The following is a 25,515-nucleotide window of genomic DNA, read 5'->3' as shown; positions in this document are numbered from 1 at the left end:
CAATGGTTAATGCATTTATCGCTTCACCCTGGCGTTGCCTTCCCAGATGCTCCAGACCATTTCTTCGTCGGCGGGCTGCGCATAGTCGGTCAGGAAGGTGGTGGCCATAGCTCCGGTGGCCCATCCAAACTGGGGCCATTTTTCGGGATCCCACCCCTTCAGAATTCCATAAAGCAAGCCGCCAACAAAACCATCGCCTCCGCCAATGCGGTCAAGTACGTTGATGGTTCGGGGTTCAATAACTTGCCAGTTGTTTTCTCCTTCCAGCATAATCGCGCCCCACAAATGCTCATTCACGCTAACAACCTCACGCAAGGTATTGGCGAATACAGAAGCGTTAGGGAAGGCTTCTTTGACGCGCCCGATCATGCCTTTAAATCCTTCAATTTCCTCTTCAATTCCTTTTCCGCCAGCTTCGGGGCCTTGAATGCCGAGGCAAAGCTGGAAATCTTCTTCATTGCCAATCAGTATATCTGTTACGGATGCGATTTCCGTAAAGTTTGCACGTAGTTCCTGCTCGCGACCTTTCCAGAACGAAGCACGGTAGTTCAGGTCGAAGGAAATACGGGTGCCGTGCTTTTTGGCTGCTCGTGCAATCTCCAGGCAAAACGCGCTTGTTTCAGGCGAAAGGGCCGCGATTAAGCCGGAAAGGTGGACGATTTGTACGCCTTCTTCACCAAAAATACGTTCCAAGTCAAAGTCTTTGACATTGAGCGTGCGACCCACTTCACCGGCACGGTCGTTTTGTACACGAGGTCCCCGTGATCCGTAACCGCTATCGGCAATGTTAAACTGATGGCGGTATCCCCACGGATCGCCCTGTTCTACTTCCGGACCCTCGTAGTCCATGTGGCGGCTCTTCAGATTGCTTTTTATAAACTGAGCAATCGGGCTTCCTTTTACAAAAGTTGTCAGCACTTTAACGGGTAAGCCCAGGTATGAAGCAATGCTGGCTACATTGGTTTCGGCGCTGGTGGCCTGCATTTTAAAGGTATCGCTGCTATGCACGGGCTGACCATTAACCGGGGTAATGCGCACCCCCATACTTGTGGGAACCAATAAGGAATATTGGCAATTATTTTTTAGTTCAAGACTCATGTTTAAACGATTTTAGAAATTGGAGACTAGATTATTAATATGAGAATTAAATTACCAGATGATCGAAATTGACCATGAAGTCACAACCGATTATACGCCGCCAAAGGCGCTGTATCCGCCGTCAACCGGAAGTACTACGCCGGTGATGAAGCTTGAAATGTCGGAGATCAGAAACAGGGTAGCGCCTTGCAAATCTTCCGGTTCGCCAAACTTGCCCATCGGGGTGTTGTCCACAATCTTTTGTCCGCGAGGGGAGAAGTTGCCTGTTTTTTCATCGGTAACCAAGAAACGGTTTTGGTTGGTAATGAAGAACCCGGGAGCAATAGCGTTAACCCGAATGCCCACTTTTGCCAGGTGAACCGACAGCCATTCGGTAAAGTTGTTGACCGATGCTTTGGCGGCTGAGTACGCCGGAATTTTTGTTAATGGCTTATAGGAGTTCATGGATGAAATATTCAGGATAACTCCTTTTCTGTTTTTGAGCATGTCTTTGGTAAAAACCATGGAGGGAAGCAAGGTGCCTTTAAAATTCAAGGCGAATACCTTGTCAAAGCCGTCCATCTCCAATCCATAGAAAGAGTCTTCCAAATTGTCGATGTTTTCCTCGAGCAATTGCTCCACTTTGGTGGTGGCTGAAGGGTGGTTGCCTCCGGCGCCATTGATCAGGACCTCAACAGGTCCTAATTTTTGTTTGATTTCTTCATTGGCTTTTTCAAGCGAAGCCCGGTCCAGCACATTGGCTTCAACGCCAATTACCTGCGATTTAAATTCACTGGCTATTTCCACAGCTACTTTTTCGGCTACTTCTTTATTAATATCGGCAATGGCAATTTTAACTCCAACAGAGGCCATAGCTTTTACCATTTCAACTCCGATAACACCAGCACCGCCTGTGATGACACATACTTTGCCGCTTAGGTCTTTAAAACTAATTGGTTCCATAGTTATTTGTATTAAACTCCTGGTAGAAATCCAGGTTTTCTTTGGTTATTATATCAATTGACGTGTAATTTTCCGAAGGCACTGTTTTCTTCAGAATCAGGTGCTGAAACAAGGTAACAATGGCCTGATAACCCTGTTCTTCCGGGCGTTGGCAGATCAGGAAGTCAACAACACCTTTTCGTACAAATTCGGAGTTGTTGGGAATTAAGTCGTGCCCAACCAGGCGTAGGTCGGGGATGGGATGTGCTTCCACAAATTCGGCAATCTTGTAAACCCGTGAATTGGTGACAAAAATTCCTTTGACATTTCCCGCTTTTTGAATTTCATTTTCGAGTTTCAGATAACAATGATCATCAGCGGCATCGTTGATTTCAACCGTGAGAATTTTTCTGTCTGCCGGGCTCTTCTTTTCTTTGAAATAGTTGTAAAAGCCCATTTCGCGCTGCATTAAATGGTTTTGGTTATCCATTTCCTTGGCCACATGTACAAGCAGGATGGTGGCATCGTTCGGAACGGAAAAGTCGAGCAGTTTAGCCGCCAGGGTTCCACTTTGAAAGGAGTTTTGACCAATGTAGCTTAACTTGCTGCTGTCTTTTATGTTCGAGTCGATGAAGACAAAAGGAATATTACGTTCTTCCAGTTTCTGTATAAAGGCCTTGGATTCGCGCGAGAAGAAAGGCGCCAGCACCACACCATCGTAAGGTTTTTCTAAAAGTCTCTCAGCCTTTGCCTTAAAATCTGCAACATCATTCTGTTTAAATTGATGAATCTCAATTTCAATGCCGTATTGCTGAATTTCATTGAAAGCCCGGCTGATCCCAATCAGCGGTTTGTTCCAGTAAGCCTCTTCTGTTTGGGGTTCGGGGATGATTACTCCCAGCGAATAGACCTTTTTGGATGCCAGTGTGCTCGCCAGTATATTCGGGTGGTAGTCCAGTTCTTCAATTATTTTCATGATTTTATCACGTGTGGCTGGTGATACCTCGCCACGCTTATGAATTACCCGGTCAACCGTGCCAATGGATACATTGGCCTTTTCGGCAATGTCCTTGATTCGTATTCTTCTTGTCGGTTTGATAACTTTCCTATTTTTCGTTAAACATATCTCAGTCCAACAAAGCTATGTAATTTTTCCTTTATTCGTGTGCGAACACGGTTAAAACTATTTTATAACATTTTTCGATCGATTTTTGATTTTTTCTATGGTAGTGAATAAGAAATGATCTACTTTCGTGTGCGAACACGGAGTGTGTTTTTCTCCGTGAAGAAATTGCTTAAAAAATCAATTAAAATATAGACCATGAAATTAAGTAAATATAGTTTTGGTGTTGGCGATCGTTTTTCGCATCAGGGACAAGCTCAGTTACGGGCAATTAGCAGGGCTAATGAGGCAGGAGTTGAGGTTAGTCCGGTGTGGAATAAGTCGAACCGCGAGCACGGCATTGTTAAAACCCTTCCGGCAGATGTACGTTCCGAAGCTGATGCGGCCGTGAAAGCTTTGGGCTGGAATAAACCATATTTTGTGGATGCCGACCACATCAACCTGACGACTGTGGCTCCTTTTGTAGAGGCCTCTGACTTTTTCACGCTTGATGTGGCCGCTTTTATTGGCAACGAGAGTTCCAAGGAAGCCATTGAATCTTTTCTGGCTTCATGCGAAAAATACAAGGGAGTGCTTCAAATTCCGGGAATTGCAGAGCCCATACAAGTGGATGACGAGTTGTTGATTGCGATTGCAGTCAAATTTTTAGCAGCAACCGATCAGGCAGCTGGCATTTATCAGTACCTGGTTGAGAAGAAAGGAGAGGGGAATTTCATTACAGAAGTGTCAATGGATGAAGTGGAATTGCCACAAACGCCGGTTGACCTGTTCTTTATTTTGAAAATGCTGGCCGATAAAAAAGTGCCGGTACAAACGATAGCGCCTAAGTTTACAGGACGTTTTAATAAAGGAGTGGATTACGTAGGTGATTTGGATCAGTTTGCCAAAGAATTTGAAGAAGATGTACTGGTAATTGATTACGCCGTCAAGGAGTTTGGTTTGCCGGCAGATTTGAAGCTGAGTGTTCATTCAGGCAGCGACAAATTTTCAATTTACCCGATTATGGCTGATGTCATTAAAAAATACGATAAAGGGCTGCATGTAAAAACCGCAGGAACCACTTGGCTGGAAGAAGTGATTGGACTGGCTGTGGCCGGCGGAGAAGCACTTGAAGCAGCGAAGGAGATTTACGCCAGCGCTTTGGGTCGTAAAGATGAATTGTGTGGACCGTATGCCGATGTGATTGACATTGATGATAGCCAGTTGCCCGCGGTGGCTGAAGTAAACAGCTGGTCGGGCGAAAAATTTGCCAATACGCTACGTCATATTCCGGGGCACCCGGATTACAACCTGAACTTCCGTCAACTTATTCACGTGGGCTACAAAGTAGCCGCCGAAATGGGCGAACGCTATTATTCGTTGCTGGAAAAGAATGCTGATGTGGTTGGTGCTTGCGTTGAAGAAAACATCTATGATCGTCACCTGAAACGCTTATTTAATTTGTAGAAAGTCATGAATTGAGCTCGTTGGTTTGCTGTGTGCTGATTAACGGGCTCAGTAAATAATAGTAAAAAGGAAAAGGAAGATGAAAAAATTCATGGATGAGCATTTTTTGCTTCATACCGAAACAGCTCGGAAACTGTATCATGAGCATGCGGCTAAAATGCCGATTTTTGATTACCACTGTCATATTTCTCCTAAGGAAATAGCAGAAAACAAGTCGTTTGAAAACCTTACGCAGATTTGGTTGTATGGCGACCACTATAAATGGCGTGCCATGCGCACCAATGGCGTTGACGAACGCTATTGCACTGGCGATGCCAGCGATTGGGAGAAGTTTGAAAAATGGGCGGAAACAGTTCCGCACACCTTGCGCAATCCGCTTTACCATTGGACGCATCTGGAGCTGAAAAAATTCTTTGGAATTGACAAAGTTTTGAATCCGGAAACAGCCAGGGAAATTTGGGATGAGTGCAATGAAAAATTGACCTCCGGCAATTATAAATGCCGCGACATTATTCGTATGGCCAATGTTGATACCATCTGCACAACTGACGATCCTTTGGATTCCTTGGAGTACCATCAGGCTATTAAAGAGGATGGCTTTGAAGTGGCGGTATTGCCTGCGTGGCGTCCGGACAAGGCAATGATGGTTGAAAATGTTGACTTTTTCAATGACTATGTTGACCAGTTAGCCGAGGTGGCTAATGTGGATATTGATAGCTTCGATGCTTTCATGGTTGCCTTGGACAAGCGTCACCAGTTCTTCCACGACAATGGCTGTCGTTTGTCTGATCATGGACTGGACACGGCTTATGCCGAAGATTATACCATGGTGGAAATTAACGCTGTTTTTGATAAAATCCGGCAGTTGAAAGCTTTGAATGAAAACGAAATCCTGAAGTTTAAATCGTGCATGTTGTATGAGTTTGGTATTATGGATCACTCGCGCGGCTGGACTCAACAATTTCATATTGGCGCACAACGCAATAACAATACCCGCTTGTTTAAAAAGTTAGGTCCCGATACGGGCTTTGACTCCATTGGCGATAAGCCGGTAGCAGCTTCGCTGGGCAAATTGCTCGACCGTCTGGATCAGGAGAACAAACTGAGTCAAACGATTTTGTATAACCTCAATCCACGCGATAATGAGTTGTATGCCACCATGATCGGCAACTTCCAGGATGGATCAGTTCCTGGTAAAATTCAATACGGATCAGGCTGGTGGTTCCTGGATCAGAAAGACGGCATGGAAAAGCAAATGAATGCGCTATCGAACTTGGGATTACTGAGTCGCTTTGTGGGAATGTTAACGGATTCACGCAGCTTTTTGTCGTACACTCGTCACGAATATTTCAGACGGACTTTATGTAACCTGCTGGGGAATGATGTCGAGAATGGTGAAATTCCGAACGACCTGAAACTGCTGGGCGAAATGGTGGAAAATATTTGCTACAACAATGCTCGCAATTATTTCAAATTTCAATGATTTTCAGATCAAAGGCGTTTAAAAGACGCTATTTGAATTTGTTCTTGAATAAAAGAGTTATATTTTTGCAATCGATTGCATTGATCGATTAAAAGGAAAGAAAAAATGAATAAGAAAGTTGTTACGTTTGGAGAAATTATGTTGCGGTTGGCAACACCCGGATATTTGAGATTTAACCAGTCTGATAGCTTGACTGCTACTTTTGGCGGAGGTGAAGCCAACGTAGCTGTTTCGTTGGCTAACTATGGCATTCCGGTTGATTTTGTAACTCGCTTGCCCGAAAATGATATTGCCCGTGCCTGCAAGATGGACTTGAAAAGCTATGGTGTTGGGGTTGATCAGATTGTAACTGGTGGTGATCGTGTAGGGATTTATTTCCTGGAAACGGGTGCTGTAAGCCGCGGAAGTAAAGTGGTTTACGACCGGGCACATTCAGCCATTGCTGAAATTGAACCAGGCATGATTGATTGGGATGCGGTATTTGAAGGAGCCGGCTGGTTCCACTGGACCGGAATTACTCCGGCCATTTCGCAGGGAGCTGCCGATGTGTGTCTGGAAGCCATCAAAAAAGCCAATGAAAAAGGAATTACGGTTTCTTGCGATTTGAACTACCGCAAGAATCTGTGGAACTATGGAAAGACAGCCGGCGAGGTGATGCCTGAATTGGTAGCCGGAACCGATGTGGTGCTTGGAAACGAAGAAGATGCAGCCATGGTTTTGGGTATTCATCCTGAGGGAGTTGATGTGACCGGAGGTCATGTGGAAGGAGCTGCTTACGAGTCGGTTTCAAAACAAATTATGGCGCAATTCCCACGATGCAAAAAAGTGATTACGACTTTGCGTGGTTCCATCAATGCTAACCACAACAGCTGGGCTGGTGTGCTTTGGGATGGCCAAAAATTGTACGAATCACGTCAGTATCAAATTACACATATTGTTGACCGTGTTGGTGGGGGAGATTCGTTCATGGGTGGACTGATTTATGGATTGCTAAGCTATCCGAATGATGACCAAAAAGCGCTGGAATTTGCAGTGGCCGCATCCTGCCTGAAACACACCATTTATGGCGACTACAATCAGGTAACGGTTCATGAAGTTGAAAAACTGATGGGTGGCGATGCCTCAGGCCGTGTAGCCCGATAATAGCCAAGGAAAAGGAGTATCGATATTTAATAATAATTCAATCCGTTTCGAAAGCGGAAATGAGTACCTGGAATCTAAAGGATGGGAAAGGAAGGCCTGGCTTTCCTTTATCTACTCATGAACCATTCGAAATTCGAACTAAAAAAACTGATAAAATGGCTCGATTTACAAGAATAGATGTAGCGCAAGCAATGAAAACCACAGGCCTGGTGCCGGTATTCTATCACGCTGATGTTGATTTGTGCAAGCAGGTAGTAAAAGCTTGTTACGAAGGTGGTATTCGTGTTTTTGAATTTACCAACCGTGGCGATTTTGCGGCAGAAGTGTTTGGCGAACTGAACAAATGGACTGCCAAAGAGTGTCCGGAAATGATTATGGGGGTTGGGTCCATCGTGGATGAGGCTACCACTGCGCTTTACATTTCCATCGGCGCAAACTTTATTGTTTCACCTTTGATTGATGAAGGAATGGCTAAGGTTTGCAACAAACGTAAAATTGCCTGGAGCCCGGGTTGTGGCTCGGTAACTGAAATTGGTCGTGCGCATGAACTGGGATGCGAAGTGGTGAAGATTTTCCCGGGCTCATCGGTGGGCGGACCTGATTTTGTAAAAGGAGTAATGGGGCCAATGCCTTATGCCAGCATTATGCCAACGGGCGGTGTTTCGCCTGACGAAGACAACCTGAGTTCTTGGTTCAAGGCCGGAGTACACTGTGTGGGCATGGGCTCGCAGCTGTTCCCCAAAGAGGTACTGGCTCAGAAGAATTATGCCTATATTAGCGAGAAATGCCAGGAAGCGCTGGCCATCATTCAGAAGTACAAAAAATAACCAACAACAATAAAATGACTAAAATCAGTCCAACTAAACTATTCATACTTGCTATGCTGATAAGCTGCTTCTCCTGTACGGGCCCTTCGGCTAAAAAGGAGTTGAAGCTGGCGCATGGGCTTCCGGTGGACCACCCGGTGCACCAGGCCATGGAGTTTATGGCTCAGCGAACAGCCGAATTGTCGGAAGGCAAGTTAACGATTGAGATTTACCCGGCCGAGCAGCTGGGCTCGGAGCAACAGTGTGTGGAATTACTTCAGATTGGAAGTTTGGCAATTACGAAGGTTTCGGCTGCCGTAATGGAAAGCTTTACCGATGCCTACAAAGTTTTTGGCTTGCCTTACATTTTCAAATCCAAAGAGCATGCCTTTAAAATTATGGATGGCCCCATCGGAAAAGACTTGCTGCTGAGTACAGAAGATAAGTGGATTCGCGGTTTGACCTACTACGATGCCGGATCACGTAGTTTCTACACCAAATCAAAACCCATCAATCATCCCGATGACCTGGCTGGTTTGAAGATTCGGGTTATGCGCAGTATTACGGCCGTTGAAATGACCAAGGCGCTGGGTGGCTCACCAACCCCAATTTCATGGGGTGAACTTTACACGGCTTTGCAAAGTGGTGTAGTTGATGGCGCTGAAAACAACCCTCCAAGCCTTTACACCTCACGTCACTACGAAGTGTGTAAATTCTACTCGATGGATGAGCATACCACCATCCCCGATGTTCTGGTTTTTAGCCAGATTATCTGGGATAAGTTGTCCGCTCAGGAGCAGGAATGGATTCAGCAGGCTGCTGATGAGTCGGCTGTTTTGCAGCGTAAACTGTGGGCCGAATCCGAAAAGAAATCCCTGGAGGAAGTTCAAAAAGCAGGTGTTAAGGTGAATTATCCGGATAAAGCTCCTTTTATTGAAAAGGTACAGCCTTTACTGGAGAGTTACCGGGACAATGAGGTAATCTATTCATACATCAAGCGTATTCAGGCGGTTGAATAAAATCAAAATAACATGACTGTACGAAAATATATTGATAAAATAATTGAGTGGGTGCTGGTCTTTCTAATGGGAATCCTGGTGCTGGATGTGCTTTGGCAGGTTTTCAGCCGCTATGTAATGAACGAGCCCAGCAGCTTTACCGATGAACTGGCGGGCTTCTTATTAATTTGGGTAGGTTTGCTGGGAGCTGCATATGTGGCTGGTCAGCGCGAACACCTAGCTATCGATTTGCTGCTTCAGCGAAGCTCACCTGAGCGGAAGTTTAAACTAGAAATGATCATTAGTGTGGTGGTCATTGTGTTTGCGCTTACCGTTATGGTTATTGGCGGATCGTGGTTGGTTTACACCCGTTTTTTCTTGTCGGTAAAGTCAGCTGCATTAGGATTACCGCTGGGACTGGTTTACCTGGTGCTGCCAATCAGCGGTTTGTTGATTGCTTATTTCGACTTGGATAATATGTACAACATGGTTAAAGAGAACCGGAAAAAATAGCATTATGGAATTTCTTGAAATATTTGTACTCGTTTTTAGTTTTATCCTCTTGCTGGTCGTTGGTGTACCCATCGCGTTCAGTATTGGTATCTCCGGAATCCTGACCATGCTGGTTAGTATTGATGTGATTCCGGCCTTAACTACATTTTCGCAGCGTATGGCTACCGGGCTCGATAGTTTTGCCTTGCTGGCTATTCCGTTCTTTATTTTAGCCGGTAACATCATGAATAGCGGTGGAATTGCCATTCGTCTGATTGATTTTGCGCGGGTGTTGGTTGGTGGAATCCCCGGAGGTGTTGCCATTGTAAACGTACTGGCCAATATGCTTTTTGGAGCTATTTCCGGTTCAGCTGCCGCCTCGGCATCGGCGATTGGAAGTATCATGGGGCCCGAAATGAAAAAAGAAGGTTACCCTGAGAATTTCAGTGCTGCAGTTAACATTACCTCTGCAACCACCGGTTTATCCATTCCGCCCAGTAATATCCTGATCGTATATTCTTTGGCAAGTGGTGGTGTTTCCATTACGGCCTTGTTTTTAGCGGGCTATGTGCCGGGTATTTTGACCGGGTTAGCTATTATTATCACGGCTGTTACGATGCTTATTTATAAGCGGAAAGGGCTTCAGGCTGCACTAAAAGGCCTTGGCATTGCAGTGCTGTCTGCCATTGCTTTAGTCCTGGCTTTCCAGGGAATCAGTTTGGCTCGTGAATCATTTAATCCGGCTGTTAACCGAAGTCTGTCTGGGGTTGCACTGGCTGCATTTGCTGTTTTTGCCTTCATCAAAACCAAAAATAACAAAGAAAAAGCCCTGGATGGCACCAAGAAGTTATTGGATGCCATTCCCAGTTTGCTGATGCTGATTATTGTAATTGGAGGTATTGTAGCCGGTTATTTTACCGCTACCGAAGCTTCGGCTATTGCCGTGTTATACTCACTAATTCTGGCATTCATTTACCGCCAAATTAAGGTTAACGATTTGCCGCAAATTCTTTTACGCTCGGTTAAAACAACCGGTATTGTTTTGTTGCTGGTAGCTACCTGCTTGGGCTTATCATGGATTATGGCTTATGAAAACATTCCTCAAAATGTTAGCGAGGGGCTGTTATCGGTTTCAAGCAATCCGTTCATCATCCTGCTACTCATCAACCTGATTCTTTTGGTGGTCGGTATCTTTATGGACATGACTCCGGCTGTTTTGATTTTCACGCCAATATTCCTGCCCATTGTTACGGCTATGGGAGTTGATCCGATTCACTTCGGAATCATTATGGTGCTAAACCTGAGTGTCGGTTTGTGTACACCTCCGGTAGGTTCCGTACTTTTTATTGGATGTAGCGTTTCCGGGCTTAGTATCGACAAGGTGATAAAACCCCTTATCCCGATGTTTTTAGCAATGGTAGTTGTCTTGTTATTGGTAACTTACCTGCCTCAGCTTAGCTTGTGGTTGCCCGCAAAATTCGGATTTTGATTAGTATAAAATAAGCTCTACAAAAACGGGATGTCTCAACTGCAGGCATTCCGTTTTTTTGTTGAAGGGAATGGTGCGGATTGGTGTAAAAAAACAAACCCCTGACCAAATATTGATCAGGGGTTGATTATGATTGTCTTGGTGACCCCAAGCGGGAAAATGTCGAACTTTTAGATTAAAAATTATGAGGCAGTTTTGCATTTTATGAATACTGAAAACAGAAGAACAACTTAAATTGTAACAGGTTCCTTTTATTAATTTATTTCTTTCTGGCATAGTCATTCTGTGCTAATCCGTTTTTATTTAAGAACCCCAATCTGGAACTGCTACATTTGACTGGACGGTAGGTTAAGTATAATTTATTTACCTACATTATGAGTCCTATGAGAAAGAAGTTTGACAAAGAATTTAAGAAAAAGGCAGTGGAATTATCCTATGCTAGAGGCAACGCCAGTGAGATTGCAGATGAACTGGGGATCGACCGAGCATTGCTCTATCGATGGCGTAAGGAATTTAGTCAATATAAAGACAATAGTTTTCCAGGTTATGGGAACCCGAAGATGACGGATTTGGAGCGGGAAAATGCTCGCTTGCAGAAAGAGCTTCGAGAAGCGAGGATGGAACGAGATATCCTAAAAAAGGCAATCAGCATCTTCTCCGTGAACGATGGGAAATCTACCAGTTTATAAGTGATCACCGCAATCGGTTTTCTATCGAGATGATGTGTAAAGTATTTAAAATAAGTAAAATCGGTTATTACAACTGGCTTCAGAACGGAGACTCTGGTCGTTGGAATGAAAACCAAAAGTTATTGGTAGAAATTAAACGGATTTTTCAGAATAGTGGTCAAAGCTATGGAAGCCCACGGATGACCGAGGAACTTCGTTCTCTAGGACACAGGGTGTCACGACCACGCATGGCACGAATCATGAGCACTGCTGGATTGCAAGCCAAGCGGAAACGGAAGTTCAAGGCAACAACAGACTCCAGGCATAACTATCCGACTGCTCCCAACCTGTTAAATCAGGATTTTTCGGTTACGGCTCCAGCAAAGGTTTGGGTTTCCGATATCACCTATATCAGAACAAATAAGGGTGGATGTACCTGACCGTCATTATTGATTTATTTGATCGTAAAGTTATTGGCTGGGCCATGAGCAAAAGTATGAGCACGGAAGAAACAAGTATTTCTGCATGGAGGATGGCTGTAAAGAATCGTCCGATTATGGATGAACTAATCTTTCATTCTGACCGTGGGATCCAGTATGCCTGCAATTCTTTCACCAATCTTTTGGGACGTGAGAGGTTGGTTATCCAAAGCATGAGCAGAAAAGGTAACTGCTGGGATAATGCCGTTGCCGAAAGCTTTTTTAAAACCATTAAAGTTGAACTGGTTTATCACCAGAGATTCGTTGACCAGGAACACGCTGAATTAATCCTGTTTCGCTGGATTGAAACCTGGTACAACAAAAGAAGAAGACATTCGGCTTTAGGATAAAAGACAATAAACGAATTTGAACAACTAAATAATTATCAAAGAATAGCAGCGTAACTCTTAACTAGCCGTACAGTTTTTTGTTGCATATCCACCAGTGCCATTAGTCTAATTTGTTAATTAATATTAGATGTGTGAGAACAGAATTAAATATGTAGGATTAGATCAATATTTGTATGTAAAAGTGTGTGTGGATGTAAAAAATCCGTTATAATTATTGAAATATAACGGATTAGTGTTTATTAAAGTGACCCCACCGAGATTCGAACTCAGATCGCAAGAACCGGAATCTTGTATTCTATCCATTGAACTATGGGGCCAAAAGCGAGTGCAAAAATAGTAAAACAATCCTTTTTAAAAACAATTTTGAGAAAAAACTTGCAAATAACTTTATGTTTCGGAGTTTTTGTTGAAAAACTAGCGGGTTATTGGGTTTTTAGAATGCCTAAAAGAACTATTTTTGCAGCACCATGGAAGAATTATCATTTGTGAAACAAAACAGTATTGCAGCCAGTGATTTTTTTGAAAAATACACGGCTGGATTTTTGAGGAATGAGAATCAGGAAATCGCTGACCTATTAATGTTGAAGAAGGAACACTCCTTGCGTGTGGCCAAACTGAGTGGGCAGGTGGCTACCAACCTGATGCTTGAAGAAGAGGATATTTTGCTGGCTGAAGTGATTGGTCTTCTGCATGATTTAGGCCGGTTTGAACAGTTCGAAAAGCACCAGACTTTCGATGATCAGGTGGCAGGTAATCATGCCGAGTTAGGCGTGGCTCTATTGAAAGAGCAAGTGTTTTTCTCGGCGTTTTCAGAAGAACATCAAAACCTGATTTGTCAGGCTATTTTAAATCACAACAAAGAAAGCCTGTCGTTGAAGGAAGATAAGCTGGTGGTAACGTACAGTCAGATTTTGCGCGATGCCGACAAATTAGACATCTGGGAAACTTGCGTTAAAAACCTAAAACGGGATGGAAACTTTAAATACAGTGCCATTAGTTTAAACCTTCCGTCTACCGGAATGGTTAATGATAACATTGTTCGAAGCATTGAAAACCAAAAACAGGCCAAACGCAAAGACATGCAATCGGTCATCGATTTCAAGCTAATGCTTATGTCGATGGTTTTTGATTTGAATTTTAGGGTGAGCTTTCAGTTGCTTAGCGAGAAACAGCTTATAAAACAGCTGTACGAATCCATGTTAAAGAAGGACGTGGTGATTGATGCCTACCGGGAGCTTCGGCTTTATATTGAGAATAAATTCGTGGTGTAGTCGGATGAGACCATTTGATTATACCATTGTGTAAGTTGAATAAATGCTAAATGAAGAGTGATAATGGGAGATCGATTGGTTTGTATTTGTAACATGGTTTCAGAAAAAGAGATTGTAGCCGCCCTAAAGAAAGGAGCGGTTTCAACCGAAGATATTCAATATGCCACACGGGCTGGAACAAGTTGTGGAAAATGTTTGATGACTATTGATCAGCTGGTGCAGGAACATGAAGTGAATGCGGTTCCTGACCCGCAGCAAAAATTGAAATTTTAAAAGATTAAATCCGAATTGAATGCATGGCGAAACCCATGCATTTTTTTATTGCATGCGAATTGGAGTTTCCGGGTGATGCCGGAAATGAAGGCGAGCATTGAAGGAGTAGGGAAGCAGAACGAAATTGTACTTTAGTCACCGTTATTTTTGTAGATTTAGGGCTTGAAAACAAAACCGGGCGGGCAGTGCTCCGAAAAAGCACCTAACGCCTGCTGACAGTTTATGCTTGAAAAAACATGAAATAACGACAGAAATAATACATCTATGAAAAAACTGATTTTTTTATTGGTACTAGGAGCCGGTGTCGGACTGGCATCTTGCACCAACAAAACCAAGGAAGACACAACCATGAAAAGTGAACTCGCTGAAAAGGCCGATGCTTTTGCGCCATTCCGCCTGACCACCGATTTGTCGGTATTAACCGAAAAAGAAAAGCAAATGTTGCCTCATTTGTTTCGTGCTGCAAAGATTATGAACGAAATTTTCTGGGTTGAAGCTTTCGGCGACAAAGAGGCCGTATTGTCAAAAGCTGCTGATCCTGCAGCGGAGAAATTCATCAAGATTAACTACGGTCCTTGGGAACGGCTGAATGCCAATGAGCCTTTCCTGGAAGGTTTTGGTGAAAAGCCAGCCGGCTCCAATTTCTATCCGAAGGATATGACAAAAGAAGAGTTTGAAGCCTGGGATGAGCCAACGAAAACGAGTTTGTACACGCTGATCCGGCGTGATGCAGCGGGGAAGCTACAGGCTATTCCTTTCCACGAAGCGTTTCAGGAGCAAATTGCCCAGGCTGTTGAATCTATCCGTAAGGCTGCTGAGCTTGCAGAAGACCCGGGCTTGAAAAAGTACCTGGAGCTGCGGGCTGAAGCGCTATTAACTGACGATTATTATGCAAGTGACGTGGCTTGGATGGAGATGAAAACCAATACCATCGACTTTATTGTTGGCCCTATTGAGAACTACGAAGATCAATTGTTTGGTTATAAAGCTGCCCATGAGGCATTTATCCTGATTAAGGACAAAGAGTGGAGCCAGCGTTTGGAAAAATATGCAGCCTTGCTTCCTGACCTTCAAAAAGCCTTGCCCTGTAAGCCGGCTTATAAAAGTGAAACACCAGGATCGGATTCGGATATGAATGCTTACGATGTGGTGTATTACGCGGGTGATTGCAATGCCGGAAGCAAAACAATTGCCATTAACCTGCCCAACGATGAGCAGGTGCGCGCTGATAAAGGAAGCCGTAAATTGCAGCTTAAAAATGCCATGCAAGCTAAGTTTGATCAAATTTTATTGCCAATTACGGATCTGTTGATTGCCGAAGATCAACGTCAGCATGTGAAGTTTGATGCTTTTTTTGAAAATACCATGTTTCATGAAGTAGCACATGGGCTGGGAATGGGCAACACGACTGATGGCACACAAACCGTGCGCGAAGCGTTGAAAGAAACCTATACATCCATTGAAGAAAGTAAAGCGGACATTTTAGGACTTTGGGCCGTGTATCAGCTCAACGAGCAGGGTGAGTTTACCGATAAAGATTTGATGGATAACTTTGTCACTTTCATGGCCGGAATTTTCCGCTCTGTACGTTTTGGAGCAGCCAGTGCCCACGGAAAGGCCAATATGATTCGCTTTTACTATTTCCAGGAAAAAGGGGCATTTGAGCGCGATGCCGCGAGCGGAACCTATCGAGTAAACTTCGAAAAAATGAAACAAGCTATGCTTGACCTGTCTGATTTAGTTTTAACAGTTCAGGGAGACGGCGATTATGCCCAAGCCAAAACGTTAATTGAAGAAAAAGGCTTTGTTCGCGAAGGCTTGCAAGCTGATTTGGACCGGATTGGAGAAGCAGGAATACCGGTAGATATTGTTTTTGAACAAGGACCTGAGGTGCTTGGGCTTTAACGAAATCTTTTTGTTGAAATGAAAATCCGTTTGGCTGTTGATAGCAGCTGAACGGATTTTTTTGTTTCTGAAGGAGTGCAATGCTTTATGAAACAGAGCTGCATAAAAAGGAAGAAGGGGCTTTAAGCCCCTTCCTGCTGCTGTTAAACGAACTGCTAGCGTATTAAAGAGCATCGCGAACTCTTTAATTGCGAACGCTATTTTCTGACTTTCTTGAACCACATGCGGTCCCCAACATTGTAATATTGATCTTTTAATTCTGGGTTCTCCGCCAGATCGCTTTTTGTATAAGGGTAGTGAGGAACCATCATATCATCACCTGCATTCCAGTTCGCAGGAGTCAGTAATTTGGTTTCATCGGCTGTTTGCAGTGCAATAACGGTTCGTTCGATTTCAACTATGCTTCGGCCAACTTCAATAGGGTAAAAATTGATGGATCTTACGATGTTCTGAGGATCGATGATGTAAACTCCCCGTATATCGCGGCTGGTGCTGGTGGGCGAGTGTAGCATGCCATAGGTCTTTGAGGCTTTCTTGGAAGGGTCTTCAATAATTGGGAAATGGATTGCTTGCTTGCCCCTTCCTTTGTAATCCAATTCTTCTAAGTGGGCTTTCCACATGTTGTGTTGCGAAATATTATCGGTTGATATGATCGCAAATTTTACATTCATCTGTTCCAATTCATCCTGCAGATAGGCCAGTTCCAGAAGTTCCGAAGAGCAAACTGGCGTGAAATCCTTGGGGTGACTGAAAAGGATTTTCCAGCTTTTGCCGAAATCATCCGGAAATGTCATTTCTCCATTCGTTGTTTGGGCTGTAAATGATGGCGCTTTGGATCCAATGAGAGGAATGTTCGTGGGCTGAGAGTATGCGGTACCGATGAGACATGCAGCGAGTACCATAAATATTAATCTAGTTTTCATAATTGTTTCTATTTTTTGCTATTAATTTGAAAATGAACTGAGTTTCTGTTACGTAAAGTATGGAAGAGGACATATGAATAAAAGAATCAGCTTGGGAGCTGTTTTAATATTCGGGTTCGTATCGGACTAAGAATTCATCGTCCTGCTGTGCAGTTGTTAACAACGGGCAAATAAACGGCAATAGGAAATCAAAACGCAATACGTGATTTCCGCACCTTTTTGTCCGTTAATTGAACTTGGGATTTCTCATGTGCGTGTAATTGACTGTTCACTAGCGAGAAGAAGGTTCTTTTTTGCTTTTGATTTTCGAGTTAAAAAGAATGCTAAAGAATGTTAAAAGGGCAGTTTCTTGCCTTTTTGTCGATTGTAGAACTGAGGTGTTCGAAAAGGTAAGATACGTATCAATCTATATGTGAATTCCATAGGATTTGTCGGGGTAAAGTAGACTTTTTTATTACAATCGTCAGGTGTTCATTTTTGACTTATCGATAATAAAAATTACTGGACTGCAGGATAATTAAAGCTAAAGGATTGGTGTAAAATGAAGGAATAAGGTTTGGTCGAATGGGTAGGACAGGGTGAATTGTAAAGAAAGAAAGTCCAATCAGGCTGATAAAATGGCATCAGGCTAAGTGGACTTTCTTTTTAGTTGGAGGACAACTTAGTTATTCCATTGACGAATCGCATTCAGGTTACGTGGGTTGATCATGTTTTTGGCCTCCGGAGTGTAAAGGAAATCCAGCTCATCGGCAAAGTATTCGTAGATTTTTCCACGAACCATTTTCATCATCGAATTAAGCAAATGGTTTTTCTCCGAGAACGCTTCCGGAAGAATCACCACCGTTGCCGGCAGCCAGCGCTGCGGAAACATGCTTTCATATTCCCCTCCGGTACGGTATTTATTGAGCTCCGCTGAAAGTATTTTCAGGCTTTCTTCATCACCTTCGTCGGTTCCCGGTGTAATTCCCCGGTGTTTTAGTTCCTGGTTAATGGCTGTGATATTCGGCACAATCATACCGGAAGTGTATGGATTTTGGTTGTTGTAAAGCATGCATTGATCGATGAATTTTGATTGATCAATCAACGCTTCTTCAATGCCTTCGGGGCTGAATTTTTCGCCATCGTTTCCAATCAGCAAACTTTTAAAGCGTCCGAGAACGTAAAGGAAGCCATCGGCATCCACGTAGCCCATGTCGCCCGTGTGTAACCAACCATCGCGAATGGTATCCTCCGTGGCTTGCGGGTTGTTCCAGTAACCCAGCATAACATTGTCTCCTTTAATGATGATTTCGCCTTTTTGACCGGTTGGCAGTTCCTGGCCTTCGTCATCTACAATTTTCAACTCCATATGCTGAACGGGTTTGCCCGAAGAACCAAATTTTATGGCGTGCAAGGCGTTGGAAGAGATAACCGGCGATGCCTCGGAAAGTCCGTAGCCCTGGCACATGGGTAAGCCTATGGCGTAGAAGAAGCGTTGCAGCTCAATGTCGAGCAGGGCGCCTCCACCGATGAATAACTTCAGGTGCCCGCCAAAACCATCCCGGATTTTTGAAAATAGAATTTTATCGTAAATGGCTAATAAGGGTTTATAAACAAAGCGCAGTCCTTTCCCTTTGTCGTAGCCATATCCATTGTATTTGTAAGCTATTTTTAAAGCGTGATTGAATAAGCTTTCAATGGTTTTTCCCTTTTGCCGGATACTGGATTCGATGCCTTTGCGAAAGTTTTTGGCCACAGCCGGCACACTCATCAAAATGTTGGGCTGAATTTCTTTGATATTCTTTGGAATGTTCTTCAGGGTTTCCATTGGGGTTGACCCTGTTTCCAGTGAGGCAATGCTGGCTCCGTTATACATCAGGCAATACAAGCAGGCCGTATGGGCAAAGGAATGATCCCAGGGAAGAAAGGCCAGAGTTTTCCAGTCTTCAGTAATGTCCATAAGCGTATTGGACTGGATGGTGTTGGCCGCATAATTGAGGTGCGTTAGCATAATTCCTTTCGGGTCGGCAGTGGTGCCTGAGGTGTAGGAAATGTTGGCCAGGTCGTTGGGTTGAATGGCTTGGTAAACAGCTTCCAGTTTTTCCGGGCTTTTCTTTAAAAATGCTTTTCCTTTTTCAATAATTTCCGCATAAGTCAAGTCATTTTCTCCCGGATTGTCTTTCCCATCCAGGAAAATCACTTTTTCGAGTGTGGGGATTTCATCCCGAATGGACTCTATTTTAGCGGCTTGTCCTTTGGAAACAATCACCATGCGTGCCCCGGAGTGGGCGAGACGGAACTTTAGCTCGCTGGCTTCATCCAGCTTAACAGACAAAGGCACGTTGGCAGCGCCGGCATACAGCATGCCCAGTTCGCTGATGATCCATTGGTTGCGTCCTTCTGAAACTAAGCCGATACGATCGCCTTTTTGGATTCCAATGGCCAGAAAACCAGCTGCCAATTGCAATACTTGTTCGTGGGTTTGACGGTAAGTTGTTCCCTGGTATTCGCCTTGTTTCTTTTCCCACAGGTAAATGTTGTCAGCATAGTTTTGTACGCTTGTCTCAAAAAGCTCAATGATTGTTTTCATTCAAGTTTAATTTAAGGATCGGTTAATTGTCTGAAAAAACCAAAAATACAATTTTTTTTAGATCTGCTTCAGCTATGAAAAAAACCTCAATATTCTGAAAATATTGAGGTTTTTTGCCCAATTATGGAGTGGCTTACTGGCTAACTCCAAATTTATAGATCGTTTGTTGTTCGTACTTTTCGTTGGGGGCTAACACGGTAGATGGGAAGTTAGCGTGGTGCGGTGCATCCGGATAATGCTGTGTTTCCAAAGCAACACCGGCATAACTGCCAAATTTTTTCTCACCACCAATAGTCAATTCCGGAATCCAATATCCGGTGTAAACCTGCATGCCGGGCTGGGTGGTGTACACTTCAACCTGACGGCCGCTAGTTGCTTCCTGCAAACGTCCGGCAAATACGAGTTTCCCTTCTTCATTGTCCAGCACATAGTTCAGGTCATAACCTTCCGGTAGCTGACCCAAGTCTTGCGCTAGTTTCTTGGTGCTGGTGAAATCGTAAGGTGTACCTTCCACCGGAACAATTTGTCCTGTTGGAATCAGATCAACACTTTCGGTCATTTTATTGGCTGCCAACTGCAACTCATGATTTTTGATATCTTCCTTTCCGCCAGTCAGGTTAAAATAACTGTGGTTGGTCAGGTTGATTAGTGTTTTTTTGTCGGTCTCAGCTTCGTATTTTATGCCCAATTCATTTTGGTTGTTTAAGGTATAAATACAAGTGGTTTTCAATGTTCCCGGGTAGCCTTCTTCGCCATCAACGCTGGTGTAGCTTAGTTTTAAGGCAACTTCGTTTTCGTTAGTAAAAGTTTCGGCTTGCCATAGTTTTTTATCAAAGCCTTCCAGTCCGCCGTGCAAATGGTTGGGACCATTGTTAATTGCGCCAGTGTATTCCACGCCATCAATGGTGTATTTCCCCCCTGCAATCCGGTTGCCGTTACGCCCAATAAGGGCTCCAAAGTAGGGGTAGTTTCCCAGATAGTCATCACTTAAATAATCTTCCAACTTCTCAAAACCACAAACAATATTGCTTGTTTCTCCGTTTTTATCGGGGGTTTCAACAGAGGTGATAATTGCTCCGTAGTTGGTAATTTTAATAACAACACCGGCATCGTTGCTCAGTGTAAAAAGTTCTGCCTGAGTTCCGTTAGGTAGGTTTCCAAAAGCTTTACTGGTTATCTTCATTTCATTTCAATTTTATGTGATAAGTTTACAAATTTAATAAATGATACTGACTGGTAGGTACTGGTTGATAAAAATTTGTAATTTTGAATCGTTTAGCCATAATTCAAAAGATATTTTGTGAAGAATATACAGATTGATGATACGCTCGGAATTCCAAAATACCGTCAAATAATAAATTCAATTTATCAGGGTATTATAAATGGAAACCTAAAAGTTGGAGATAAGATTCCTTCCCTGAATCAGATTTGTCATGAGTTTGATCTTTCGCGCGATACGGTGATGGTCGCTTTTAATGAATTGAAAGCAAAAGGGATTATCAACTCAATTCCGGGAAAAGGGTATTATATAAATAGTACGGAAGTGAATGTTGACCAACGCATTTTTTTGCTTTTTGATGAATTAAATGCGTTTAAAGAAGACTTGTATACCTCGTTTTTGAACAGCCTGGACATCAAGTCGAATGTGGACATTTATTTCCATCACTTCAATTTTCAGGTTTTTAAGGACCTGATCATGGAAGCTGCCGGAAATTATACTTCTTACGTTATTATGCCGGCTACCTTCGATTTTACAGCGGATATTTTGTCGGTTTTGCCGCGCGAAAACGTTTATATTCTGGACCGCAAAAAAGCGGATCTGGAGGATTATCCGGTCGTTTACCAGGATTTTGAGGCCGATGTTTATGCCGCTTTAGATTCGGGCAAAGATTTACTTCAAAAATACAAGAAGCTGGTTATGGTTTTTCCAGGAGGAAAGGAGCCCGAAGGGCGCATGATTGGTTTTAAAAAATACTGCGAAGAGCATGAGATTAACTACGAGATTGTTCGTAGTTTAATCAATCGCCCCATAGAAAAGGGAGAAGCTTACTTTGTTCCTTCCGACCGAAATTTGGTACGGTTGGTGAAAATGGCGACCGAGAATAAGTTCACTTTGGGGGTTGATTTTGGAATCGTTTCTTTCAATGACACCATGTTGAAAGAGGTGGTTGCCGGTGGAATTACAACGATTTCAACCGATTTTAACTTGATGGGACAAACATTGGCCCAAATGGTTTCGGAGCGTTCCAAGGCGCAAACCAGTAATCCCGCAACATTAATTCGTCGAAATTCTCTTTAGTGTGTTTTAAAACACAAAAAAAAGAGGGATAGCAAAAGCAATAATCGGTAATTTTGCCCACCAGTACCTACCAGTTGGTTTAATAAGAAAGAAAATGAATAAATTTAACAGTACAGATCATCCACACAAACGGTTAAACCCGCTTACCAATGATTGGGTTTTAGTTTCTCCACACCGGTCAAAAAGACCGTGGCAGGGACAGGTTGAAAAAGCGGTTGTTGCCGAACGTCCGCAATATGATCCGACGTGCTACTTATGTGCCGGAAACGAACGCGTTGGCGGGCATAGAAACCCGGATTATAAAGGAACCTTTGTTTTTACGAATGATTTTAGTGCGCTTTTGACTGACACGCCGGACGGCGGTGTTGATGAAGGCAGCCTTTTTCAGGCAAAAAGTGAAAGTGGGATTTGCAAAGTGATTTGCTTTAGCGAAGACCATAGCTTGACGATTCCGGAAATGGAAGTTAAGGATATCCGCAAGGTGGTGGATGTTTGGGGCGAGCAATTTGCTGAGCTAAGCCAGAAAGAACAAATTAATTACGTACAGATTTTTGAAAATAAAGGGGCTATCATGGGCTGCTCCAACCCGCACCCACATGGGCAAATCTGGTCTTCATCATCGGTTCCGGTGGAACCGGCCAAAGAATCGGAAACACAAAAAGCCTATTTTGAGAAACACGGAACAACACTGCTCGGTGATTACCTGAATGCTGAATTGGCTAAAGAGGAACGTTTGGTTGTTCAGAATGAGCACTTTGTAGCCTTGGTGCCTTATTGGGCCGTTTGGCCGTTTGAAACCATGATCATCAGCCGTCGTCCGGTTCAGAATGTCCTTGAACTAACCGATGAAGAGAAAGACGGTTTAGCGGATATTTACAAGCAGTTGACTGTAAAATACGATAACCTTTTTGAAACATCCTTTGCTTATTCTGCAGGCTTGCACCAGGCACCAACAGATGGAAAAGATTATCCGGAGTGGCACCTGCACATGCACTTTTACCCGCCTTTATTGCGCTCGGAAACGGTTAAAAAGTTCATGGTAGGCTATGAAATGCTGGCTACACCTCAGCGCGACATTACTGCCGAGCAAGCTGCTCAGCGTTTGCGCGACTTATCAGATGTACATTATAAAAAAGCAAATCAATAACTATAATCGACAATAAAATTATGACAAAAATTAATGCTTTAATTGAAAAGATAAACGGTGGAAACAATCCATTGTTTCAGGAATTATATGGAACAGATGCCGCTACATTGAAAGAGCAAGCTACGCGTTATGCTGATTTGATGGGCGAATTTGAAAAAACGTTTGGTGCGGATGATGTTGACTTGTTCAGCTCACCAGGCCGAACTGAAATTGGTGGAAACCACACCGACCATAACCACGGACGGGTGTTGGCCGGTGCTGTCAACTTAGACAATATTGCCGTAGCTGCTAAAAACAACAGCAACATTATCCGGATTAAATCTGTTGGCTACCCGGAATTTCAGGTTGATCTTTCTGATTTAAGCATCGACGAAGCGCAATTCTATACATCTGCATCTTTGGTGCGTGGAATTTGTGCCCGCATGAAAGAAGTGGGTTATGAAATTGGTGGTTTCGACGCTTGCGTTGAAGGTCGCGTACCCAAAGGCTCAGGCTTGAGCTCTTCTGCTTCGTTTGAAGTATTGGTAGGAGCTATCGTGAACCATTTGTTCAACAATGGTAAAATGGGTGGTGTGGAAAATGCCATCATCGGACAGTGGGCTGAAAATAACTACTTTGGAAAACCTTGTGGTTTGATGGATCAAACAGCTTGTTCGGTAGGAGGTTTAATTAGCATTGACTTTGCCGATCCAGCTAAGCCCATTGTGAAAGAAGTTGATTTTGACTTTGTTTCTACCGGCTTTTCATTGGTTATTACTGATATTGGTGGTGGACACGATGATCCGGCTTCACAGGCAGAATATGCTTCGTTGCCTACTGAAATGAAATCAGTTGCAGCTGAACTTGGTGCCAGTGTATTGCGTGAAGTTTCATTGGAGCAAATCATTGAAAAGTTACCTGAAATCCGCAAGAAAACAGGCGATCGCGCTATTTTGCGTGCCTTCCACTTCCAGGGAGACAACCAGCGCGTGGTTGACCAGGTGGCAGCTCTGGAGAACAACGACTTTGCAGCTTTCCTGAAAATGGTTGTTGAATCGGGCTATAGCTCATACATGTACAACCAAAACATTTATGACATTGTGCATAAGGATGAGCAGGTTGTTTCAGTAGCCTTAGCTTTGAGTGAAATGGTATTGAAAGGAAGCGGTGCATGGCGTGTCCATGGCGGCGGATTTGGAGGAACTATTCAAGCCTTCGTACCACAAGAGAAATTGGATGAGTATGTGAAAACTCTCGAGCATGTTTATGGTGAAGGAAAATGCCATAAATTGTTCATCCGTGCTAAAGGATCAATTAAGTTGGATATCTGATAAGATAATACAATATAGAAGAAGGGCTTGCAAGTAAACTTGCAAGCCCTTTTATTTTATAATGGCATCAGAATATTCAGCCAATGGATTTTTGCCTGTATTGCTATTGATTTTTTGATAAAAATAATAACTTGCCATTCGAAACAGACCACTTTTATATGTATGATATTATAGGTGATGTTCATGGCCAGGCAAGTATTTTAAAGGATTTGCTGAAATCAATGGGCTATAAAAAAGAAAGCGGTGTTTTTAAGCATGAAAGCCGCAAAGCCATTTTTGTTGGTGATTTTATTAACCGGGGCCCTCAAATCCGTGATACCTTAAGTATAGTGCGTAGTATGGTGGAGGCGGGGAGCGCGATGGCCATCCTAGGGAATCATGAATTAAACGCCATTATTTTCGAACTAAAAGATAAAGCGGGCAAGCCCTTTGCCAAACGCTTATTAAAATACCGCTTGCCTTTAATACAAACCCTGGAAGAATTTGTACACTTTCCGGATGAATACCGAAGCTATATCAGGTGGATGCGATCGTTGCCCATGTTCCTGGAGCTGGATGGCATTCGAGTTGTTCACGCCTGTTGGCAGGATAAAAACATTGCTTTATTAAAGGAAAACATAACTGAAGGCCGGCTTCGGAAAAGCTTTCTAAGGAAAATAAGTAAAAACAATTCTGAACTTTCCACCGCTTTTTGGCAAACCTGCAAAGGCATCGATTTTCAATTGCCTAAAGATTTATTGGTTTTTGATAACAAGGGACAGCCACATCGGAGCTTCCGATCCAAGTGGTGGCTCAATCCTCAAGGGAAAAATTTTCAGGAATTATCGTTTGAAAGTCGTTTCGATTTGCCGGCATATACCATCCCACCGGAAGTGAATGGAGCCCGCAAACCCTATGATGAGGATCAACCCATCGTTTTTTTTGGGCACTATTGCTTAAAAAACGGAGACAATATTCTTGCGCCAAACCTGTGTTGTTTGGATTCCTGCATCAGTCGGAACGGAAAATTGACGGCTTATCGATGGTCGGGTGAAAAAAAATTAACTCTTAAAAATATTGTTAAGTAGAAGTTGGCCCGAGTTATGAACTTGGATGTAAGCATTATATGTTCAGTGTTCGAAGAACGAAAAAATAGTGGTTAAATAAAGTTTGATTTTTTTTGCCGTTGGCTATTGCAGAGAAAAAAAAGAAAGCATATATTTGCAGAGCCTTTTCAGAAAAGGATATCACAAGGTTCTAAAGATAAAATGGTGGCGTAGTTCAGTTGGTTAGAATATCGGCCTGTCACGCCGAGGGTCGCGAGTTCGAGTCTCGTCGTCACC

The 25,515-nt window shown here is 43.4% G+C and carries 20 protein-coding genes, 2 tRNA genes and 1 pseudogene; 16 read left to right on the top strand and 7 right to left on the bottom strand.

The features are described from left to right. Positions 1 to 15: 15 nt before the first annotated feature. The 3 genes from ACRD6K_RS03630 to ACRD6K_RS03620 all read right to left on the bottom strand — a co-directional run bounded on the left by ACRD6K_RS03630 (position 16) and on the right by ACRD6K_RS03620 (position 3,085). Positions 16 to 1,098, bottom strand: a complete 1,083-nt coding sequence (locus tag ACRD6K_RS03630; RefSeq protein ID WP_299583947.1) for a sugar kinase — start codon at positions 1,096 to 1,098, stop codon at positions 16 to 18. 90 nt (positions 1,099 to 1,188) lie between these two features. Beyond that, on the bottom strand, positions 1,189 to 2,040 hold the full coding sequence (locus ACRD6K_RS03625; protein ID WP_430972113.1) for an SDR family oxidoreductase: 852 nt from the start codon (positions 2,038 to 2,040) through the stop codon (positions 1,189 to 1,191). Then, a complete protein-coding gene (locus ACRD6K_RS03620) occupies positions 2,027 to 3,085 on the bottom strand; it encodes a LacI family DNA-binding transcriptional regulator (RefSeq protein ID WP_430972141.1) in 1,059 nt (352 codons plus the stop codon). Before ACRD6K_RS03620 ends, ACRD6K_RS03625 begins: the two co-directional genes overlap by 14 nt. Before the next feature lie 255 nt (positions 3,086 to 3,340). Between ACRD6K_RS03620 and ACRD6K_RS03615 the strand changes: the two genes are divergently transcribed. The 8 genes and pseudogenes from ACRD6K_RS03615 to ACRD6K_RS03580 all read left to right on the top strand — a co-directional run bounded on the left by ACRD6K_RS03615 (position 3,341) and on the right by ACRD6K_RS03580 (position 12,496). Next, complete coding sequence (locus ACRD6K_RS03615; RefSeq protein WP_430972112.1) at positions 3,341 to 4,588, top strand: tagaturonate epimerase family protein; 1,248 nt, start codon at positions 3,341 to 3,343, stop codon at positions 4,586 to 4,588. 79 nt (positions 4,589 to 4,667) lie between these two features. Beyond that, entirely contained in the window at positions 4,668 to 6,071 is a 1,404-nt protein-coding gene (uxaC, locus tag ACRD6K_RS03610; protein WP_430972111.1) for a glucuronate isomerase, read from the top strand. A gap of 105 nt (positions 6,072 to 6,176) precedes the next feature. Beyond that, positions 6,177 to 7,214, top strand: coding sequence for a sugar kinase (locus ACRD6K_RS03605; protein ID WP_299583935.1), 1,038 nt, complete (start codon positions 6,177 to 6,179; stop codon positions 7,212 to 7,214). A gap of 155 nt (positions 7,215 to 7,369) precedes the next feature. Continuing rightward, the gene (locus ACRD6K_RS03600; RefSeq protein ID WP_430972110.1) at positions 7,370 to 8,041 is read left to right on the top strand and encodes a bifunctional 4-hydroxy-2-oxoglutarate aldolase/2-dehydro-3-deoxy-phosphogluconate aldolase; all 672 of its coding nucleotides are present in this window, start codon (positions 7,370 to 7,372) and stop codon (positions 8,039 to 8,041) included. 14 nt (positions 8,042 to 8,055) lie between these two features. Further along, positions 8,056 to 9,039, top strand: a complete 984-nt coding sequence (locus ACRD6K_RS03595; protein WP_430972109.1) for a TRAP transporter substrate-binding protein — start codon at positions 8,056 to 8,058, stop codon at positions 9,037 to 9,039. A 12-nt stretch (positions 9,040 to 9,051) separates the two neighbouring features. Then, a complete protein-coding gene (locus tag ACRD6K_RS03590) occupies positions 9,052 to 9,531 on the top strand; it encodes a TRAP transporter small permease (protein WP_299583926.1) in 480 nt (159 codons plus the stop codon). 4 nt (positions 9,532 to 9,535) lie between these two features. Beyond that, complete coding sequence (locus ACRD6K_RS03585) at positions 9,536 to 10,999, top strand: TRAP transporter large permease (protein WP_299583923.1); 1,464 nt, start codon at positions 9,536 to 9,538, stop codon at positions 10,997 to 10,999. 374 nt (positions 11,000 to 11,373) lie between these two features. Further along, positions 11,374 to 12,496: pseudogene (locus ACRD6K_RS03580) on the top strand (IS3 family transposase). Positions 12,497 to 12,741: 245 nt separating this feature from the next. Here the strand turns inward: ACRD6K_RS03580 and ACRD6K_RS03575 are convergent. After that, positions 12,742 to 12,813 (bottom strand) — tRNA-Arg (locus tag ACRD6K_RS03575). Between the two features lie 150 nt (positions 12,814 to 12,963). On the opposite strand from ACRD6K_RS03575, the gene ACRD6K_RS03570 reads away from it, so the two are divergent. From ACRD6K_RS03570 to ACRD6K_RS03560, 3 genes are all read left to right on the top strand, one after another. Next, a complete protein-coding gene (locus tag ACRD6K_RS03570) occupies positions 12,964 to 13,767 on the top strand; it encodes an HD domain-containing protein (protein WP_430972108.1) in 804 nt (267 codons plus the stop codon). A gap of 63 nt (positions 13,768 to 13,830) precedes the next feature. After that, positions 13,831 to 14,040 (top strand): (2Fe-2S)-binding protein, encoded by a 210-nt coding sequence (locus tag ACRD6K_RS03565; RefSeq protein WP_299584553.1) that lies wholly within the window; start codon positions 13,831 to 13,833, stop codon positions 14,038 to 14,040. Positions 14,041 to 14,304: 264 nt separating this feature from the next. Next, entirely contained in the window at positions 14,305 to 15,945 is a 1,641-nt protein-coding gene (locus ACRD6K_RS03560; RefSeq protein ID WP_430972107.1) for a dipeptidyl-peptidase 3 family protein, read from the top strand. A 197-nt stretch (positions 15,946 to 16,142) separates the two neighbouring features. Here the strand turns inward: ACRD6K_RS03560 and ACRD6K_RS03555 are convergent, their stop codons facing one another. The 3 genes from ACRD6K_RS03555 to ACRD6K_RS03545 form a co-directional block, all read right to left on the bottom strand. Continuing rightward, positions 16,143 to 16,868: a redoxin domain-containing protein gene (locus tag ACRD6K_RS03555; protein WP_430972106.1), complete on the bottom strand. Its 726-nt coding sequence runs from the start codon at positions 16,866 to 16,868 to the stop codon at positions 16,143 to 16,145. Positions 16,869 to 17,529: 661 nt separating this feature from the next. Continuing rightward, positions 17,530 to 19,437 carry an AMP-dependent synthetase/ligase gene (locus tag ACRD6K_RS03550; RefSeq protein ID WP_430972105.1) on the bottom strand — a complete coding sequence of 636 codons (1,908 nt, stop codon included), beginning with the start codon at positions 19,435 to 19,437 and terminating at the stop codon, positions 17,530 to 17,532. A 133-nt stretch (positions 19,438 to 19,570) separates the two neighbouring features. Beyond that, positions 19,571 to 20,620: an aldose epimerase family protein gene (locus ACRD6K_RS03545; protein ID WP_430972104.1), complete on the bottom strand. Its 1,050-nt coding sequence runs from the start codon at positions 20,618 to 20,620 to the stop codon at positions 19,571 to 19,573. A gap of 117 nt (positions 20,621 to 20,737) precedes the next feature. On the opposite strand from ACRD6K_RS03545, the gene ACRD6K_RS03540 reads away from it, so the two are divergent. The 5 genes from ACRD6K_RS03540 to ACRD6K_RS03520 all read left to right on the top strand — a co-directional run bounded on the left by ACRD6K_RS03540 (position 20,738) and on the right by ACRD6K_RS03520 (position 25,515). Then, positions 20,738 to 21,736 (top strand): GntR family transcriptional regulator, encoded by a 999-nt coding sequence (locus ACRD6K_RS03540; protein WP_299584541.1) that lies wholly within the window; start codon positions 20,738 to 20,740, stop codon positions 21,734 to 21,736. Positions 21,737 to 21,830: 94 nt separating this feature from the next. Continuing rightward, positions 21,831 to 22,883, top strand: a complete 1,053-nt coding sequence (locus ACRD6K_RS03535; protein WP_430972103.1) for a UDP-glucose--hexose-1-phosphate uridylyltransferase — start codon at positions 21,831 to 21,833, stop codon at positions 22,881 to 22,883. A 20-nt stretch (positions 22,884 to 22,903) separates the two neighbouring features. After that, positions 22,904 to 24,193, top strand: a complete 1,290-nt coding sequence (locus tag ACRD6K_RS03530; protein WP_430972102.1) for a galactokinase — start codon at positions 22,904 to 22,906, stop codon at positions 24,191 to 24,193. 158 nt (positions 24,194 to 24,351) lie between these two features. Then, a complete protein-coding gene (locus ACRD6K_RS03525; protein WP_430972101.1) occupies positions 24,352 to 25,260 on the top strand; it encodes a metallophosphoesterase in 909 nt (302 codons plus the stop codon). Positions 25,261 to 25,442: 182 nt separating this feature from the next. After that, positions 25,443 to 25,515, top strand: a tRNA-Asp gene (locus ACRD6K_RS03520).

Origin of the sequence: Sunxiuqinia rutila (assembly GCF_050589705.1) — a bacterium.
Taxonomy (GTDB): domain Bacteria; phylum Bacteroidota; class Bacteroidia; order Bacteroidales; family Prolixibacteraceae; genus Sunxiuqinia; species Sunxiuqinia rutila.
This window is presented reverse-complemented; position numbering and strand designations above follow the sequence as displayed.

Bases quoted from the DNA above. Each gene is read 5' to 3' on its own strand.
- ACRD6K_RS03615 (WP_430972112.1), top strand. From the start codon at position 3,341: ATGAAATTAAGTAAATATAGTTTTGGTGTTGGCGATCGTTTTTCGCAT.
- ACRD6K_RS03585 (WP_299583923.1), top strand. From the start codon at position 9,536: ATGGAATTTCTTGAAATATTTGTACTCGTTTTTAGTTTTATCCTCTTG.
- ACRD6K_RS03600 (WP_430972110.1), top strand. From the start codon at position 7,370: ATGGCTCGATTTACAAGAATAGATGTAGCGCAAGCAATGAAAACCACA.
- ACRD6K_RS03605 (WP_299583935.1), top strand. From the start codon at position 6,177: ATGAATAAGAAAGTTGTTACGTTTGGAGAAATTATGTTGCGGTTGGCA.
- ACRD6K_RS03555 (WP_430972106.1), bottom strand. From the start codon at position 16,868: ATGAAAACTAGATTAATATTTATGGTACTCGCTGCATGTCTCATCGGT.
- ACRD6K_RS03545 (WP_430972104.1), bottom strand. From the start codon at position 20,620: ATGAAGATAACCAGTAAAGCTTTTGGAAACCTACCTAACGGAACTCAG.
- ACRD6K_RS03530 (WP_430972102.1), top strand. From the start codon at position 22,904: ATGACAAAAATTAATGCTTTAATTGAAAAGATAAACGGTGGAAACAAT.
- ACRD6K_RS03590 (WP_299583926.1), top strand. From the start codon at position 9,052: ATGACTGTACGAAAATATATTGATAAAATAATTGAGTGGGTGCTGGTC.
- ACRD6K_RS03570 (WP_430972108.1), top strand. From the start codon at position 12,964: ATGGAAGAATTATCATTTGTGAAACAAAACAGTATTGCAGCCAGTGAT.
- ACRD6K_RS03630 (WP_299583947.1), bottom strand. From the start codon at position 1,098: ATGAGTCTTGAACTAAAAAATAATTGCCAATATTCCTTATTGGTTCCC.
- ACRD6K_RS03550 (WP_430972105.1), bottom strand. From the start codon at position 19,437: ATGAAAACAATCATTGAGCTTTTTGAGACAAGCGTACAAAACTATGCT.
- ACRD6K_RS03565 (WP_299584553.1), top strand. From the start codon at position 13,831: ATGGGAGATCGATTGGTTTGTATTTGTAACATGGTTTCAGAAAAAGAG.
- ACRD6K_RS03560 (WP_430972107.1), top strand. From the start codon at position 14,305: ATGAAAAAACTGATTTTTTTATTGGTACTAGGAGCCGGTGTCGGACTG.
- ACRD6K_RS03595 (WP_430972109.1), top strand. From the start codon at position 8,056: ATGACTAAAATCAGTCCAACTAAACTATTCATACTTGCTATGCTGATA.
- uxaC (WP_430972111.1), top strand. From the start codon at position 4,668: ATGAAAAAATTCATGGATGAGCATTTTTTGCTTCATACCGAAACAGCT.
- ACRD6K_RS03525 (WP_430972101.1), top strand. From the start codon at position 24,352: ATGTATGATATTATAGGTGATGTTCATGGCCAGGCAAGTATTTTAAAG.
- ACRD6K_RS03625 (WP_430972113.1), bottom strand. From the start codon at position 2,040: ATGGAACCAATTAGTTTTAAAGACCTAAGCGGCAAAGTATGTGTCATC.
- ACRD6K_RS03535 (WP_430972103.1), top strand. From the start codon at position 21,831: ATGAATAAATTTAACAGTACAGATCATCCACACAAACGGTTAAACCCG.